The sequence below is a fragment of the Gluconacetobacter azotocaptans genome (genome assembly GCF_014174355.1).
GTDB classification, from domain to species: domain Bacteria; phylum Pseudomonadota; class Alphaproteobacteria; order Acetobacterales; family Acetobacteraceae; genus Gluconacetobacter; species Gluconacetobacter azotocaptans.
The window spans coordinates 26,838-42,458 of record NZ_JABEQF010000021.1; the positions used below are offsets into that span (position 1 = coordinate 26,838).

The window sequence follows — 15,621 nt, forward strand, 5'->3', positions numbered from 1 at the left end:
TTGATTCCTGCGTTCTGGGTCAGGCGCGATCAGTACCGGACATAGACGTCGGCCAGCAGATCGGCAGCTTCGGGCAGGGGGGCCTGCTTGGCGGCGATCACAGCGCTTTCGATCTCGTCGCGGACGGCACTGTCGATATCGTCCAGTTCGGTGCCGTCCAGCAGTCCCGCCTGGGTGACGCGCGTGCGGAAGATCGTCAGGCAGTCGTGGTCCGCGCGGGCCGCGGCGACCTCGCCGGAGGCGCGATAGGTCATGGCGTCGCCCTCGAAATGTCCGTACCAGCGGGCCAGGCGGACATGCAGCATCGCCGGCCCGTTACCCGCGCGGGCATGGGCGATGGCCTCGCCCGCCGCCTGGTGGACGGCGAAGAAGTCCGTGCCGTCGCATTCCAGGTACGGCATCCCGAACCCCTCGGCCCGGGCCTTCTGCGATCCCGCGCAGGCATAGGACGCGCCGGTGGCCTCGCCATATCCGTTGTCTTCCAGCACGAAGACCGCGGGAAGGCGCCAGACGGTCGCCAGGTTGAGGCTTTCCAGCGTGCTGCCTTCGTTCGACGCGCCGTCCCCGTAGAACGCGACGGCGACCGCGCCGTTCTTCAGCGTCTTGTGTGACAGCGCGGCCCCGCAGATCAGCGGCGGCCCGCCGCCGACGATGCCGTTGGCGCCCAGCATGCCCCGCGACAGGTCGGCGATGTGCATCGACCCGCCCTTGCCCTGGCAGACGCCCGTACGGCGGCCGTAGATCTCGGCCATCATGCCCGCGACCTCGACCCCCTTGGCGATGCAATGGCCATGTCCGCGATGGGTGCTGGCAATGGTGTCCTGGTCGGTCAGGTTGGCGCAGACCCCGACGCCCGAGGCTTCCTCGCCGCAATAGAGATGAACAAAGCCCGGGATCTCACCCGTGGCGAATTCGACATGCAACCGTTCCTCGAAATCGCGGATGGTCCGCATCGCGCGGTACGAACGGAGCAGCGTTTCCCTTGCAATCTGCATTGGAAATCTTCCTTGTTTTTATTGCGGGGAATCGGTCCGGCCCCGCCGTCGCGCTTCCCCTCCCCGGAAGAAAACGCCCGAAAGGGACACAAGAGAAGAATGCCTGTTATTCATTTCACGTATATGTGACGGCAGCGGCATGAAGTGTCGCGGGACTGCGACAGGGTGGTCCGGCTAGGCTGGCGCCTGTCGGCATGACCGTCTGGACGAAGCGGATGACACATTCTTACAGCGCGTTTGCCGGAGCGGTGCCGGCTATCGGCGATGGCGGCGGCGCCATCCTTGACGCCTCATGGCGGCGATGCGGCGATTATGCGCTCGACCCCTCGCGTCCGGGCCTGACGGACCTGCTGACGAGCGTGGAACTGCGCCGGTCCTGCGAGGAGGCCGGCCCGCTGCTGCGCTTTGCCGACCCTGAACTGGACCGGCTGCACGGGATTGTGGGCGGGCTGGAGTACGCGGTACTGCTGGCCGATCCGGCCGGAGTGGTCCTGACGCGCCGAACCGCCATGGCGACCGAACGGGGATGCCGACGCTGGCATTTATGGCCCGGCGCGATCTGGAGCGAGCAGAACGAAGGCACGAACGGCATCGGCACCTGCCTGGCCGAAGGGCGGGCGGTAACGGTGCATATGAACCAGCACTGGCGCGTAGGCCTGCGCTACCTGACCTGCACCGCCGTTCCGGTCCATGACGCGCTGGGACGTCTGGCCGGTGCGCTGGACGCCAGTTGCATCCGCCCCGATTCCGACGGGCGGGAGTCCGCGCTGATCCGGATGGCGATCACCGATTCTGCCCGGAGGATCGAATCCCGTTGTTTCATGGATCTGTACCGCGGGCACACCATCGTCACGATGGGTGATGGTGAGGGCAGTTCCGCGCCGATGCTGGCACTGGACGACGATCGGCGGGTGGTCGGGGCAACGCATGCAGCGCGATTGCGGCTGGGGCTTCCGCCGGGGGACCCGCTGAGTTTCTGCCTGACGGAAAGCGCGCGATCCGCCGAGGCGCCAGGATTCCGGACCGCCGAAAAGGCGGTCATCCAGGCAGCGCTGACGACCTCGCGCGGCAATGTCACGGTCGCGGCGCGCGGCCTGGGGATCAGCCGTTCGACCCTGCACCGCAAGATCCGTGCCCTGGCGCTGGCGGATGCGGAATCGTGAGAAGAGATCGGGCGCGATAGCGGCAGAATTCGCCGAAAGACCGCAGTGCTTACTTTCACGACAAATTAATAGTTTGCGGCGACGATATTCTTTCTTATGGGATAAATGCAGGTCCTGTAAGGAGGGTCGATGCGTAAGTCGCGCGTGTGCCGGGTTACTTTCCCGGCCGAGTTCAATGCTGGAGTCATCTCCCGCCGGAGCGTCAGCCTACAATGCTGATGAGAAGTCTGGCCACCTATGTTCCCGCCTGCGCGCCCGAGACGCGCGGAGCGGTCATTCTCGAACTGTTTCAGAATGCGCCGGATCTCACGCTCGTTCCCGTCGTCGATGACGCCGGAGGCGCGGTAGGGCTGATCGAACGGGAAATGTTCTTCCTGCGTATCGCCGGAAAATTCGGCCATGCGCTGTTTGCGGGCAGGCCGGTCTCCTTGCTCATGGACGCCAGGCCAATGGTTGTGGAAGCATCGGTCGCACTGGCCGATTTTATGGCGGATACGCTCTCGATCCGCCCCTCTGAGATGCAGAACGGCTTCATCGTCACCGAAAACGGGAAATATAGCGGGGTAGGCTCGATCCTCGATCTGGTCAGGGCGGCACACGCCCATGCCCAGCGCAGTGCCGACGCGCTGCGGCAGGTGACGGAGCAGCTCCAGGCCGCCAACGACAGAATTTCCCGCGACAAACTGTTCATCGATACGGTGGTCCAGAATATCCCGTCCGCCGTGATCGTCATGTCGGCGCAGGATCGGCGCCTGGCGGTCGTCAATCGCGCCGCGGAAAAAATTCTCGGCCTGGCGCGTGCCGACATGCTGGGCAGGGAACTGGGCGAGATCTTCCCGGCCGAGGAAGGGGTGGCGTGCCTGGTGCGTGGCGATGGGGCGTCCGGCTCGGAGGACGAACAGACCATACAGGACCAGGACGGAAACGAGCGCCATTTCGTCACGCGGCAGACCGATATTGCGGACGAAACCGGGGCCGCCCTGTGGTCGCTTTGCGTTATCGAGGATGTCACGGGCAATCGGCAGGCGCAGGCGCGTATCGAGCGTCTGGCGCATTGCGACGCCCTGACGGGCCTCGCCAATCGTTCGCTGTTCGGGCTTGTTCTGGCCAGAATGTGCGCGCCGGGCGGTAGCGGGACACTGCTGATCATCGATCTGGATTATTTCAAGGCGGTCAACGACGTCTACGGCCATGCGATGGGGGACCATCTGCTGCGGCTGGTCGCCCAGCGGCTGCGCAGCGTCAGCCGCGAGGGCGAACTGATCGCCCGCCTTGGGGGGGACGAGTTCGCCATCATCTGGTCCTCGGCGCCCGCTCCGGACGAGTTGGCTCGACGCGCAAACGGCATCGTCGAAACACTCAGCCTGCCCTATGTGATCGACGGGCAGCATGTGGTCATCGGCGCCTCCATCGGTTCGGCGTGCTTCCCCGTCGATGCCGCCAGGTCCGAAACCCTGTTGCAATATGCCGACATGGCGCTTTACCGCGCGAAAAATCGTGGGCGCAACAAATTCCAGGCGTTCACCGCCGAACTCTATGACGAGCTTCAGAGCCGCGTGAGGAACGAGCGCGAATTGCGCAACGCGATTGCGACGGAGGGCCTCCTGCTGCATTTCCAGCCCATGTACCGGGCTGCGGACAATGCGATCTGTGGATGCGAGGCACTGGTCAGGTGGCGCCATCCGGGTCGGGGGCTTGTCGCGCCCGACGAATTCATAGGGCTTGCGGAGGAATGCGGCGCCATTCACGAATTGGGGGAATGGGTGCTGCGCGCGGCCTGCCGCGAGGCGGCGGCCTGGCCGGGGCAGATGAAGCTCGCGGTCAATGTATCGCCAGTCCAGTTCCGCGATCCCAAGCTGGCCCTGCGCGTCGCCTCCGTCCTCGCCGAGACCGGCTTTCCGGCGCAGCGTCTGGAAATCGAGATCACCGAAAACGTTCTCTTGAACAATGATTCGGCCAACAAGAAGATACTGGCGGCACTCAGCGCCATGGGGTGCAGCGTCGTGCTCGACGACTTCGGGGTGGGCTATTCGTCGCTGGGCTATCTGGGGTCGTTCAACTTCCAGAAGATCAAGATTGATCGCAGTTTCATCAACGATTCGTCGACGAAGCGGGCGCGCGGCATCATCCAGGCGATCACGGGACTGGCGCGCAGCATGGATATTCCCACAACCGCCGAAGGGGTCGAGACCGCCGAACAGCTCTCCTGGCTCAGGGAGGTCGGGTGCGCCGAAGTGCAGGGCTTCTTCCTGGCGCGCCCCGGCCCGGCGGACATGATCCATGCCTTGTTGAACGCGTCCTGAAAGGCCGGGGAGAGGCCCGCCCCCTCTTTAGTGACGTTTGCCCGTGTGGCCCTGCACGCCGTCCCGGACGCCGCGATACAGATAGCGCAGGGCGGTCCCGCGCGGCGTCTGCCGGATGGCGGTCAGTGCGTAGCGCGCGATCCGCAGCACGATGGACGGGATCGAGTACGGGGGCCTCGAACTGAAACGCCTGCGCGACAGGATCAGGTTACGGACCAGATAATAGATCTTCCACGGCGGCAGGGCCCCCGGCGCGGCCGGAACGTCATGCGTGAAGACGATTTCGGGCGAATAACGGATCCTGATCCCCTGCCGCGTCAGGTCGTAGGCATAATACAGATCGTCGAAATACAGGAACAGGCTGTCGTCTATGGCGTCGCAGGTCGGGCGCAGGACGTCGTTGTCCAGGATCAACCCCACGAACGAGAAACTGCCGACCGTGCTGGCGTGCGACGGATCCAGCCGGGGACGCCGGCCGACGAACGGGGCCAGGATATCCCCCAGCGTGCTTTGCGGCAGGGTGACGTAGGGCAGGTTCATCCGGCAGGGGACGCCGCGCCCGTCGACCACCTTGCAGCAATAGGCCCGCCATGGGGTGGCCTGGACGGAGGCGAAGCGTTCGATCAGGTCGGGGGGCGGGGCGGCGTCGTCGTCATAGAAGACCACCCAGTCGATGTCGCGCTGTCCGGCAAGATAGCGTGCGCCCTGCCGGAAGCCGCCGGCACCACCGATATTGCCGGGAAGGCTCAGGACGTGCAGCCGGGGATCGTCCAGGGTTGCAAGCCACGCGCCGGTTCCGTCGTCCGAGGCGTTGTCGACGATGACGATGCGTTCGAACCCCACCCGCACCGAGGCGGCCCAGCAGGCCTTCAGCTTGTCCAGCCGGTTGCAGGTCACGATCAGGGCGGCGATCGCCATGGATGTCGTGCTCTGCCCCGGGGCTGTCATAATGGGTGTCAGGCGGCCGAACGGGGCATACGGCCGATATGCTCGCGTGCGGCCTCCACCGTGTTGCGCAGCAGGCAGGCGATGGTCATCGGGCCGATCCCGCCGGGTACGGGGGTGATGCGGCCGGCGACGGCGCTGACTTCGTCGAAGGCGACATCGCCCACGATCTTCGGACCGTCGGCGGTCTGGATGCGGTTGATGCCGACGTCGATGACCGTGGCACCGGGCTTGATCCAGTCGCGGCGCACCAGGCCCGGCCTGCCGGCGGCCACGACCACGATGTCGGCGCGCCGGGCTTCCGCGGCGACGTCCTGCGTTTTCTGATGGGTCAGCACCACGGTGCATTTCTCGCGCAGCAGCAGGCGCGCCATCGGCTTGCCGACGATGTTGGAGCACCCGATGATGACGGCATGCAACCCCGCCAGCGACCCCAGTTCCGCCTTCAGCAGCATCAGGCAACCCAGCGGCGTGCAGGGCACCATGCCGTCGGTCCGGCCGTTGGCCAGCTTGCCGGCATTGACGATGTGGAACCCGTCCACGTCCTTTGACGGGTCGATGGCGTCCAGCACGGTGGTGGCGTCGATCTGCGGCGGCAGCGGAAGCTGGACCAGGATGCCGTGCACCGCCGGATCGCGGTTCAGGGCGTCGATCACGGCCAGCACGTCCTGCCGGCTGGCCGAGGCCGGCAGCCGGTGTGCGAACGAGGCCATGCCGGCGGCCTCGGTCTTGCGGATCTTGCTGCGGACATAGATGGCGCTGGCCGGGTCGTCGCCGACCAGCACGACGGCCAGGCCGGGCCGGATGCCGTGGGCCGCGACCATGGCGGCCACGTCGACCGCGATTTCGGCGACCAGGCCGGCCGCGAAGGCCTTGCCGTCGATCAGTTGCGCGGTCGGTGATGGGGCGTGGTTCGTAAGGAGCATTGTCGATATCCGTTCCGTCACGGGCTGAACACGATGGTCTTGTGTCCGTTCATGATGGCGCGCTGCTCGACATGATACCGGACGGCACGGGCCAGGACGCGGCGTTCGATGTCGCGTCCCTTGCGGATCAGGTCGTCGGGACTGTCGGCGTGGGAAATCCGCTCGACGTCCTGTTCGATGATCGGGCCTTCGTCGAGGTCGCTGGTCACGTAGTGCGCGGTGGCGCCGATCAGCTTCACGCCGCGGGCAAAGGCCTGGTGATAGGGGCGCGCGCCCTTGAACCCCGGCAGGAAGGAATGATGGATGTTGATGCAGCGGCCGGACAGGTTGGACGACAGTTCGTTCGAGAGGATCTGCATATAGCGGGCCAGCACCACCAGATCGGCCCCGGTCGCCTCGACCAGTCGCAGGATTTCGGCCTCCTGCGCCGCCTTGGTCGCCGCGGTCACCGGCAGGTAATGGAACGGAATCGTGCCGAAATCGAGGTTGGCATACACCTCGCGCGGATGGTTCGCGATAATGCCCACCGGTTCGATCGCCAGTTCCCCGATCCGCCATCGGTACAGCAGGTCCACCAGGCAATGGTCGAATTTCGACACCATCAGCAGCACTTTCGTCTGCGTCCGGTTGTCCTTCAGCGTCCAGTCCATCCCGAACCGTTCGGCCAGGATGGCAAAATCATGCCGCAGCCGGGCCAGGTCCGCGCCGCCCGGCTGGATGTCGAACACCACCCGCATGAAGAAATGGCGGCTTTCGGTGTCGTCGAACTGCTGCGCCTCGGTGATGTTGGCGCCGAGTTCGAACAAATTCTGGCAGATGGCGGCCACGATGCCGGGACGATTCGGGCAGCTCAGCGTCACGGTGCAGGACATCATGCTGTCGCTGGCTGCAACGGGGGCGGAACGGGGGACCAGGACGGTCTCGGTCATTGTCGTGACTTTCGTTCAGGCGGCGCGGGAGACGGACCGCATGATTTTTCCTATCGCGCCAGCGGGCCCAGCGCCGCCTCGACCCCGAATTCGCCCGGCAGTCCGCCATGGGGGAACAGCACGTTGACATGCCCCATCTTGCGGCCCGGCCGGGCTTCCGCCTTGCCGTAATGGTGTGGCAGCAACCCGGGCGTCGCCACGATCGACGGCCATTGCGCCATGTCGTCCGGCCCGACCAGGTTCTTCATCACCGCGTCGGAATGGCGGATGGCCGGCGGCAGGGGCAGGCCGGTGACGGCGCGGACATGCATGGCGAACTGGTCGACCGGGCAGGCATCCATCGTCCAGTGGCCGGAATTGTGCGGCCGGGGCGCGATTTCGTTGACCAGGATAGCGCCGTCCCGGTCGATGAACATTTCTACCCCCAGCAGGCCGATCAGATCCAGCGCCGTGGCCACCCGCACCGCCACGTCGCATGCCTGCGCCGCCACGTCGGGCGGGATGCGGGCAGGTGCCAGGCTGAGGTCGAGGATGCCGTCGCGGTGGCGATTTTCCGTCACGTCGAAGGTCACCGTCGTGCCGTCGACGCCGCGCGCGACCATGACGCTGACCTCGCAGGCGAAGTCGATCATCTTCTCGGCGACCAGGGGGTGGGGGGCCAGCACGTCGAAGGCACCCGCCAGATCCTCGGCCGTGTGGACCCGCCGCTGGCCCTTGCCGTCATAGCCCAGGCGGGTCGTCTTCAGGATGAAGGGCAGTCCCAGGGTCTGGGCGGCATCGTCCAGATCCTGCCGGGTATCGACGGCATGCCAGGGCGCGACCGGCACGCCGGCGCCTTCCAGGAAGCGCTTCTCGGCGACGCGATCCTGGCTGATGCGCAGGATATGGCCCGACGGGCGCACGGTGCGCAGGCCGGACAGAAGCTCCAGCCCGTCCGCGCTGATATTCTCGAACTCGAACGTCACGACATCGACCGCGGCGGCGAAGCGGCGCAGCACGTCGGGGTCGTCATAGGCGCCGACGGTGATGGCATGGGCGACCTGCGCCGCCGGGCCGTCGGGTTCGTTGGTCAGGATATGGGCCCGGAAGCCCAGGCGGGCGGCGGCCATCGCCGACATCCGGCCAAGCTGTCCCCCGCCCACGATGCCCAGGACGGCATTGGGGGGCAGGGCGGAGGTGAGGGGCGCGGTCATCGGGTGGGAACATCCGCGACCGCGGCCGTCTGCATCGCGCGCCAGGTCGCAAGCCGCGCCGACAGGTCGCGATCGCCGAGCGCCAGGATGGACGCCGCCAGAAGGGCCGCGTTGGTCGCGCCCGCGCGGCCGATCGCCAGCGTGCCCACCGGCACCCCGCCGGGCATCTGCACGATGGACAGAAGGCTGTCCATGCCCTTCAGCGCGTGGGATTCCACCGGCACCCCCAGCACCGGCAGGATGGTCCAGGCCGCGCACATGCCAGGCAGATGGGCCGCCCCGCCGGCCCCGGCGATGATGACCGAAAGGCCCCGCCCGGCGGCGGTGCGGGCATAGTCGGCCAGCCGGTCGGGCGTGCGGTGGGCCGAGACGATCCGCACCTCGTGCATGATGGCCAGGGCGTCCAGCACGGCGACGGCATGGCGCATCGTGTCCCAGTCGGACTGGCTGCCCATGATGATGCCGACCCGTATGGCGCCTGTGGCGACGGGAAGGGTGTCCTCGATCTCGGGAAGGGGGGGCGTATCGCTCACGCAGGAAGGCTTTCGGTGGAAATGATGGACGTCAGGCGATGCTGTCGGGGATCAGGCGGCTTTCCAGCCATGCGATCTCGTCCTTCAGAAGCAGCTTGCGCTTCTTCAGGCGCTGGATCTGGAGCTGATCCACCGGGTGCGGCGCCAGCCGGCTGATGACAGTGTCGAGGTCACGGTGTTCGCTGCGCAGTTCGTGCAGCTTCCGAAGCAGGGTATCCCGGTCTGTCAGCATATGGCCCCGTCTATCATGTGGTCACGGGTCTATTCTATCCATTCCCGCCCGGATGGCGAGATGCATGACCCAACTGCCGAGTCCTGCAAATTTAGCATGCTCGGACGGCAGGACGCTGGCATAGGCTGACCGGGTCGAAACGCAGACCTTCTGGAGGTCCCATGTCCTACGAAGCCCGGATTCACAGTCTCAGACTGCGTCATGCCCGCCTCGACGACAGGATTTTCGATGAGGACCGGCGGCCCATGCCCGATATCGGCACCCTGCGGCGCCTCAAGATCGAAAAACTGCGGATCAAGGAAGAAATCGAACGCCTGTCGCATACCGGTTGACGAAGCGGGCGGGCTGACGAAGCGGGCCGGCCAAGCCGGGGACATGCGCCCCCGGTCGGCCGGCAGCCGGATCAGGCCACGTCCTCGTCGATCTGGATCGGGGCGGGGACGGCCTGGCCTTCGCGCGCCAGGCGGTCATTGGCGGCCTGGACCATGGCGTTCAGGTCGGTCTGGCTGCACAGGCCCAGGATGACGGGATCACGCGGCTTGATGTTCGCGCTGTTCCAATGCTGGCGGTCGCGCACCTTGGCGATGGTGTCCTTGGTGGTGCCCAGCAGCTTGACGACCTGCTGTTCCGACAACTGCGGGAAATTGCGCAGGATGAAGGCGATGGCGTCCGGACGGTCGTTGCGCTTGGCCACGGGGGTGTAGCGCGCGCCCTTGGACCGGCGGTGGATCGGGTTCGACGTCGTCAGAATCTTCAGCCGAAGGTCGGGATTCGCCTCGCAGCGGGCGATGTCTTCCTGGCGGATCTGGTGGTTGGCGACCGGGTCGTACCCGACGATGCCCTGCGCGACCTCGCCATCGGCGATGGCCTGGACCTCCAGCGGATGCATGCCGCAGAATTCGGCGATCTGGGTGAAGGTCAGCGCGGTCTTTTCGATCAGCCACACGGCGGTGGCCTTCGGCATCAGGGGCAGTGCGTTCATGGCAACGGAGTCCTACTGCGTATGGGTGGCGCCCGCGCAGGCACCTCCCAGTCGACGCCCCGTGGCCGGGCCGTCCTGCGTGCCTGCTGGCGCGCGATGACGTGTCGAAGGATATGGGGCCGGGCGGGGGCGGTGGTCAAGGGCGCGATTGCGCCTGGGGGCGGGAAACAAAAAAAGGGCCGGCCATCCGGCCGGCCCCTTTGCCGTGATCAGGGATGATGCGGCCGCCAATTCAGGCGGCGTGTTCCGTCTGGCCCGTGACGCCGGCGCCGTCATTCGCCGCCGGCGCGACCGGGGGCGCGACCTGCGCCGCGTCGGCGGAAGCCGGAAGCGGGACGCCGGACGTGACGGTAATCCGCCGGGGCTTCATGGCCTCGGGGATGAAGCGCCTGATCGTGATCCTGAGCAATCCGTTCGTCAGGTCGGCGCCTTCGACCAGGATATGGTCGGCCAGCACGAAGCGGCGTTCGAACGCGCGGGTGGCGATGCCGCGATGCAGGATCTCGCCCGCCGGGGGGATGTGGCCGACCCGTCCGGCGACGATCAGCGTATTGTCCTGCACCGTCAGTTCGATATCGTCCGAGCCGAAGCCGGCGACGGCCATGGTCAGGACGTAGCTGTCGTCCCCCACCCGTTCGATATTGTAGGGCGGGTAGGACGGGGCGGATGCGCTCTGGGCTGCGTTGTCGACCAGGCGCGCAAGCCGGTCGAAACCAATGGCCGTGCGGAACAGCGGCGCGAAATCGTAAGTCATGTCAACCTCCTCATCAGCAAGGTCTGTAGCAAGGTCTGTCACGTGACCCCTCGGCGAGCGGGCCTTGCGTGCGTTTCCGGAACCCGATTGGCGTTCCGGCAGTCCTTACGTGAGAAACCCCGCGCCCTCTTTCAAGGGGCGGGGTTTCCGAGGTCCATGATCCTGCGATCGTGGCGGCAGCGGCGATGCCGGCGCCTGAGACCCGAACGATCGGGTCACATGCGCCAGGCCTTGGCTTACGCCTTGGCGCGGCGGCCCAGACCGCCGAACTTCTTGTTGAACTTCGCGACCTGGCCCCCGGTGTCGAGCATGCGCTGCACGCCGGTCCAGGCCGGATGCGACTTCGGGTCGATGTCCAGGCGCAGGGTGGCGCCCGGCTGGCCGTAGCAGGACCGCGTCTTGTATTCGGTGCCGTCCGTCATGATGACGTTGATTTCGTGGTAGGCGGGGTGGATGCCGGATTTCATCGTAAAACCTTCGTGCTGGGCCCGCCGATGCCGACCGGGGGCGTTTGCGTGGGCGTATAGACGACGGCCGTCGCGGGATCAACGTCTATCTGGGCCCCGCATCGGGGGTGCGGACGCACGAAATCCGCCATATTGCCACCTGCGGTAGTGTTTTCCTGTTCCTGCCGGCGAACCGGGGTTGCTATCAACCGATTGTAAGGTGAAGGAAAAGGAGAAACCATGACACTCAAGCCCACGTCCATCCACGCCCCGGGATGGGTTTCCGAATTTCGCACGTTCCTCATGCGCGGGAACGTCGTCGACCTGGCCGTCGGTGTCATCATCGGCGCCGCCTTCACCGGGATCGTGAACAGTCTGGTCAAGGACGTCTTCACCCCGCTGCTTGGTCTGCTGATCGGCGGCATCGATTTCACCAATTTCTTCATCACCCTCAAGGGGCCCCACCTGCCGACGCTGGCCGATGCGCAGAAGGCCGGGTCGGTCACGATCAACGTGGGCCTGTTCCTGAACGCGGTGATCCAGTTCGTGATCATCGGATTCGTCATCTTCTGGGTCGTGAAGCTGGTCAACAAGCTGACGGTGAAGCATGAGGCCGCCCCGGCCGCGCCGCCCCCGCCGCCGCGCAGCGAGGTCCTGCTGCAGGACATCCGCGATATCCTGGCCGCCAAGGATCACCCGGCCCCGACCGCCTGATCCCGCGATCCCCCGTTTGGGGGAGGCGCTCGGCGCAGCCGGGTGACGGCGGTTGCGCCGAGCGCGGCCGGGCATGCTACAGTCGGGGGACGATGAGGATATTTCCCATGCACCCCGATGCGGTTTCGCGACCGGGACCGATCGCGTTGCTGGCCCTTGCCGGCGGTCTTCTGCTGGGGGGCTGCCAGGCATCGCCCCCGGCGATGACGCACCTGTCGCCGGCGGCGCAGGCGTATCTGACCGTCGATACCTATTTCATTGCCGAGGGCATCGTCAGCGGCCGCCTGTCGTCGGGGCATATCCTGCACGACCAGGCGCGCGACATGCTCACCAGCACGCTCCATGCCCGCTACGTCACGGCGCAGAACGTGCTGCATCCCTCGGCGGATGGTCAGCGCCGGGCACGTCAGGCCATCGAGACGATGCTGGCCTGTGTCGGCCAGGCGGACGGCGGGACGAATGTGCCCTGCCTGCCGCCCGGGGATGTCAGCGCGCGGGACGCTGCGCGTCGCGCCGCAGCCGCCGTTCCCCCAGAAGCAGCAGCAGCGGCGCCGCGATAAAGATCGAGGACGAGGTCCCGACGACGATCCCGAACAGCATCACCCAGGCGAAACCCGACAGGCTGGCCCCGCCGAACAGCGCCAGCGGCAGGGCGGCGAGGAAGACGGTGGACGAGGTACCGAGCGTACGACTCAGGGTCTCGTTGATCGACAGATCGAGCAGTTCGGCCAGGGGCATGGTGCGGTATTTGCGCAGGTTTTCCCGCACCCGGTCGTACACCACCACCTTGTCGTTGGTGGAATAGCCCAGGATCGTCAGAATCGCCGCGACCATCACCAGGTCGAATTCGAAATGCGTCAGCACCAGGAAGCCGATCGTCTTGGTCAGGTCCAGCACCAGCGTGATGACGGCGCTGACCGCGAACTCCCATTCGAAGCGGAACCAGATATAGGCCAGGATCATCAGCAGGCTGATGCCCAGCGCCAGCATGCCGTTGCGGAACAGCTCGGCCGAGACCGAGGCCCCGACCGCGTCCGCGCGCAGGACCTGCGCGCCGGGCAGGGTGGCGATGGCATGGCGCACCGAATCGACCATGGCCTGGGTCCGGGCCTCGCGGTCCGGGGCGTTGGCCGGCGGGGTGTCCATGCGAATCAGCACGTCGTCGGGGGCGCCGAACGATTGCAGGCCGGCGGCCTCGACATGCTGGGTGGCCAGGGCCGCGCGGATCCGGGCGAAGTCGGCGGGCCCCTGGGTGCGGGCCTCGACGACGATGCCGCCGCGGAAATCCAGCCCCAGCGTCAGGCCGGGGTGAAAGAACAGGATCAGCGATGCGATCGACAGCACCGCCGAGGTGGCGAGGCCGAGGAAGCGGCCCCGCATGAAGTTGATCCGGGTGCCACGCGGCACGAAGCGCAGAAGGGGACGTTCGAACATGACGGGGCGCCTCAGACCGGCAGGACAGTGGGACGGGTGCGGGCGTACCAGCGCACCATCAGCATCCGCGACAGCAGCAGAGTGGTGAACAGCGTCGTCACGATGCCGATCGTGATGGTCAGGGCGAAGCCGCGCACCGGGCCGGTGCCGAAGACGAACAGCATGACGTGGGCCAGCAGCGCGGTGGCGTTGCTGTCCACGATGGTCGAGGTCGCGCGTTCGAACCCGGCCTGCATCGCCGCCAAGGCGGTGCGGCCCCGGCCGACTTCCTCGCGGATGCGTTCGTTGATCAGGATGTTGGCGTCGACCGCCATGCCCAGGGTCAGCAGCATGCCCGCCATGCCCGGCAGGGTCAGCGTGGCCTGGAACAGCGACAGCAGGGCCGCCATCAGCACCAGGTTCGCCAGCAGGGCGACATTCGCGTACCAGCCGAACCGGCCATAGAACAGGCCCATGAAGGCGATCACCAGCACGAAACCGGCGCCCAGGCTCAAGGCCCCGGCACGGATCGAATCAGCGCCCAGCGACGGCCCGATCGAACGCTGTTCGATCACCGAGAGCGGGGCGGGCAAGGCGCCCGCCCGCAGCAGCAGCGCAAGATCGGTGGCCGACTGAGCGTCGAAGCCGCCGACGATCTGGCCGTTGCCGCCGGTAATGGCGCTGCGGATCACCGGCGCCTGGACGACCTTGTTGTCCAGCACGATGGCGAAGCGGTGGCCGATATTCGCCTGCGTCGTCGCGGCGAAGGCGCGCGCGCCCACCGAATCGAAGCTGAAATTGACGGCCCATTCGCCGGTCTGCTGGTCGATGGCGGCCCCGGCGTTGGTCAGGTCCGACCCGTCGACCTCGACATGATCGAGGATCGGCAGTTTCTGGTCCGGCGCGTTGACCATCGGCAGCAGCGTGACGCCGGGACCGGCGACGGTGCCCAGGGCGTTGTCCTGCACCATGTGGAAGGTCATCTTCGCGGTGGTGCCCAGCAGCCGCTTCACATGCTCCGGATCGCTGATGCCCGGCAGTTCGACCACGATGCGGTCGTCGCCCTGGCGGGTGATCTCGGGGTCCACCGCGCCGGTGGCGTCGATGCGCCGGCGCACGATCTCGATCGACTGGGTGACGGCTTCACGCGCGCGTTCGTGCATGGCGGTCGGGGACAGGGTTATGGCGATGCTGCCGTCGGGGCGCCGGTCGACCGAGAATTCGCCTGGCACCGCGGTGGGCATGGCTCGCAGGGCCTTCAGGTCGGCCTCGGTCTCGGACGGGTCGCGGGGGGTGAAGGTCACCGTGCCCGCCTGCGCACTGGTCGCGATGTCGCGATAGCCCAGCCCGGCGCCCAGCAGGGCCTGGCGTGTTCCGTCGGCCAGAGTCTGGAGGCGGTCGGAGGTGATGCTCGGCATATCCACCTGCATCAGCAGGTACGACCCGCCGCGCAGGTCCAGACCCAGATGGATCTGCCGCCACGGCAGCGCGGCCGAGGGCTGGCGCAGGGCGTTGGGAAGGCAGAGCACCACTCCCAGAAGGCATACGGCGACGACCGAGGCCATCTTGAGCCGGCTGTAGTACATCATGACTGAAGGGGGTGCTCCTCACGCCCGGCCCGAGCCGGCTCCCTGTTGCGCGTCCGTCGCCATCGGGCGTGCCCCAGGCATGCCACAATGACGGCGGGAACATGCCGGGCCATGGCGCAGGATGCAACCGCCCGGGGCCGCCCTTGCGCCGAATCCACCCATTTCGTCCCCGTTCCGGATGTCGATGAAGAGTTGGCGGGCGCATCAGAACAGGGCCAGCTGCCGGTCCTGACGGGGCAGGGGCGGGGGCGCGAACCGCGTGCAGTCGAGCGGGGCGTCGCGTCCCTGGTTCAGACCCAGCCTGCGGCAGGCGAGCGCGAACCGCTGGCGCAGCAGGTCGGCATAGACGCCCTGGCCGCGATAGCGCCGCCCGAAGGTCGAATCGTTCAGCGCGCCGTTCCGTGTCTCGCGGATGCGCGCCAGCACCCGCGCCGCCCGGTCGGGATAATGGCGGACGATCCAGTCCTCGAACAGCGGGGCGACCTCTTGCGGCAGGCGCAGCAG

17 protein-coding genes and 1 pseudogene are annotated in these 15,621 nt (G+C 66.8%); 5 read left to right on the forward strand and 13 right to left on the reverse strand.

Features of this window, described 5'->3' with window-relative positions; translation table 11 throughout:
* Window positions 1-29: 29 nt before the first annotated feature.
* Window positions 30-995, reverse strand: a complete 966-nt coding sequence (locus HLH34_RS17560) for a thiamine pyrophosphate-dependent dehydrogenase E1 component subunit alpha (protein ID WP_183120863.1) — start codon at window positions 993-995, stop codon at window positions 30-32.
* A gap of 215 nt (window positions 996-1,210) precedes the next feature.
* Here HLH34_RS17560 and HLH34_RS17565 point away from each other — a divergent pair, with 215 nt between their 5' ends.
* Window positions 1,211-2,158, forward strand: a complete 948-nt coding sequence (locus HLH34_RS17565; RefSeq protein ID WP_240161435.1) for a helix-turn-helix domain-containing protein — start codon at window positions 1,211-1,213, stop codon at window positions 2,156-2,158.
* Between the two features lie 212 nt (window positions 2,159-2,370).
* Entirely contained in the window at window positions 2,371-4,461 is a 2,091-nt protein-coding gene (locus HLH34_RS17570; RefSeq protein ID WP_240161434.1) for a putative bifunctional diguanylate cyclase/phosphodiesterase, read from the forward strand.
* 27 nt (window positions 4,462-4,488) lie between these two features.
* Here the strand turns inward: HLH34_RS17570 and HLH34_RS17575 are convergent, their stop codons facing one another.
* From HLH34_RS17575 to HLH34_RS17600, 6 genes are all read right to left on the reverse strand, one after another.
* On the reverse strand, window positions 4,489-5,409 hold the full coding sequence (locus HLH34_RS17575; RefSeq protein WP_220792243.1) for a glycosyltransferase: 921 nt from the start codon (window positions 5,407-5,409) through the stop codon (window positions 4,489-4,491).
* 8 nt (window positions 5,410-5,417) lie between these two features.
* The gene (locus HLH34_RS17580; protein ID WP_373318639.1) at window positions 5,418-6,353 is read right to left on the reverse strand and encodes a bifunctional 5,10-methylenetetrahydrofolate dehydrogenase/5,10-methenyltetrahydrofolate cyclohydrolase; all 936 of its coding nucleotides are present in this window, start codon (window positions 6,351-6,353) and stop codon (window positions 5,418-5,420) included.
* On the reverse strand, window positions 6,350-7,207 hold the full coding sequence (gene purU / locus HLH34_RS17585) for a formyltetrahydrofolate deformylase (RefSeq protein WP_240161445.1): 858 nt from the start codon (window positions 7,205-7,207) through the stop codon (window positions 6,350-6,352). Before purU ends, HLH34_RS17580 begins: the two co-directional genes overlap by 4 nt.
* A gap of 104 nt (window positions 7,208-7,311) precedes the next feature.
* Window positions 7,312-8,454: a 5-(carboxyamino)imidazole ribonucleotide synthase gene (locus tag HLH34_RS17590; protein ID WP_183120867.1), complete on the reverse strand. Its 1,143-nt coding sequence runs from the start codon at window positions 8,452-8,454 to the stop codon at window positions 7,312-7,314.
* Window positions 8,451-8,987, reverse strand: a complete 537-nt coding sequence (purE, locus tag HLH34_RS17595; protein WP_373318638.1) for a 5-(carboxyamino)imidazole ribonucleotide mutase — start codon at window positions 8,985-8,987, stop codon at window positions 8,451-8,453. Before purE ends, HLH34_RS17590 begins: the two co-directional genes overlap by 4 nt.
* Before the next feature lie 31 nt (window positions 8,988-9,018).
* The gene (locus HLH34_RS17600; protein ID WP_183120868.1) at window positions 9,019-9,219 is read right to left on the reverse strand and encodes a YdcH family protein; all 201 of its coding nucleotides are present in this window, start codon (window positions 9,217-9,219) and stop codon (window positions 9,019-9,021) included.
* 161 nt (window positions 9,220-9,380) lie between these two features.
* On the opposite strand from HLH34_RS17600, the gene HLH34_RS17605 reads away from it, so the two are divergent.
* Complete coding sequence (locus HLH34_RS17605; RefSeq protein WP_182942926.1) at window positions 9,381-9,551, forward strand: YdcH family protein; 171 nt, start codon at window positions 9,381-9,383, stop codon at window positions 9,549-9,551.
* 71 nt (window positions 9,552-9,622) lie between these two features.
* On the opposite strand, the gene HLH34_RS17610 is transcribed toward HLH34_RS17605, so the two are convergent.
* From HLH34_RS17610 to rpmE, 3 genes are all read right to left on the reverse strand, one after another.
* Window positions 9,623-10,201, reverse strand: coding sequence for a DUF1013 domain-containing protein (locus HLH34_RS17610; protein ID WP_183120869.1), 579 nt, complete (start codon window positions 10,199-10,201; stop codon window positions 9,623-9,625).
* A 232-nt stretch (window positions 10,202-10,433) separates the two neighbouring features.
* On the reverse strand, window positions 10,434-10,955 hold the full coding sequence (locus tag HLH34_RS17615; protein WP_183120870.1) for an Hsp20 family protein: 522 nt from the start codon (window positions 10,953-10,955) through the stop codon (window positions 10,434-10,436).
* Between the two features lie 236 nt (window positions 10,956-11,191).
* On the reverse strand, window positions 11,192-11,422 hold the full coding sequence (gene rpmE / locus HLH34_RS17620; RefSeq protein ID WP_182942920.1) for a 50S ribosomal protein L31: 231 nt from the start codon (window positions 11,420-11,422) through the stop codon (window positions 11,192-11,194).
* 219 nt (window positions 11,423-11,641) lie between these two features.
* Between rpmE and mscL the strand changes: the two genes are divergently transcribed.
* Window positions 11,642-12,115 (forward strand): large conductance mechanosensitive channel protein MscL, encoded by a 474-nt coding sequence (gene mscL / locus HLH34_RS17625; RefSeq protein WP_183120871.1) that lies wholly within the window; start codon window positions 11,642-11,644, stop codon window positions 12,113-12,115.
* A gap of 107 nt (window positions 12,116-12,222) precedes the next feature.
* On the forward strand, window positions 12,223-12,675 hold the full coding sequence (locus HLH34_RS17630) for a hypothetical protein (protein ID WP_183120872.1): 453 nt from the start codon (window positions 12,223-12,225) through the stop codon (window positions 12,673-12,675).
* Here the strand turns inward: HLH34_RS17630 and secF are convergent.
* The 3 genes and pseudogenes from secF to HLH34_RS17645 all read right to left on the reverse strand — a co-directional run.
* Window positions 12,602-13,549, reverse strand: coding sequence for a protein translocase subunit SecF (gene secF, locus HLH34_RS17635; RefSeq protein ID WP_183120873.1), 948 nt, complete (start codon window positions 13,547-13,549; stop codon window positions 12,602-12,604). The genes HLH34_RS17630 and secF overlap by 74 nt on opposite strands.
* Before the next feature lie 11 nt (window positions 13,550-13,560).
* Window positions 13,561-15,117: a protein translocase subunit SecD gene (secD, locus tag HLH34_RS17640; RefSeq protein ID WP_183120874.1), complete on the reverse strand. Its 1,557-nt coding sequence runs from the start codon at window positions 15,115-15,117 to the stop codon at window positions 13,561-13,563.
* 204 nt (window positions 15,118-15,321) lie between these two features.
* Window positions 15,322-15,621 (reverse strand): annotated as a pseudogene (locus tag HLH34_RS17645) (PA0069 family radical SAM protein); the annotation flags it as partial.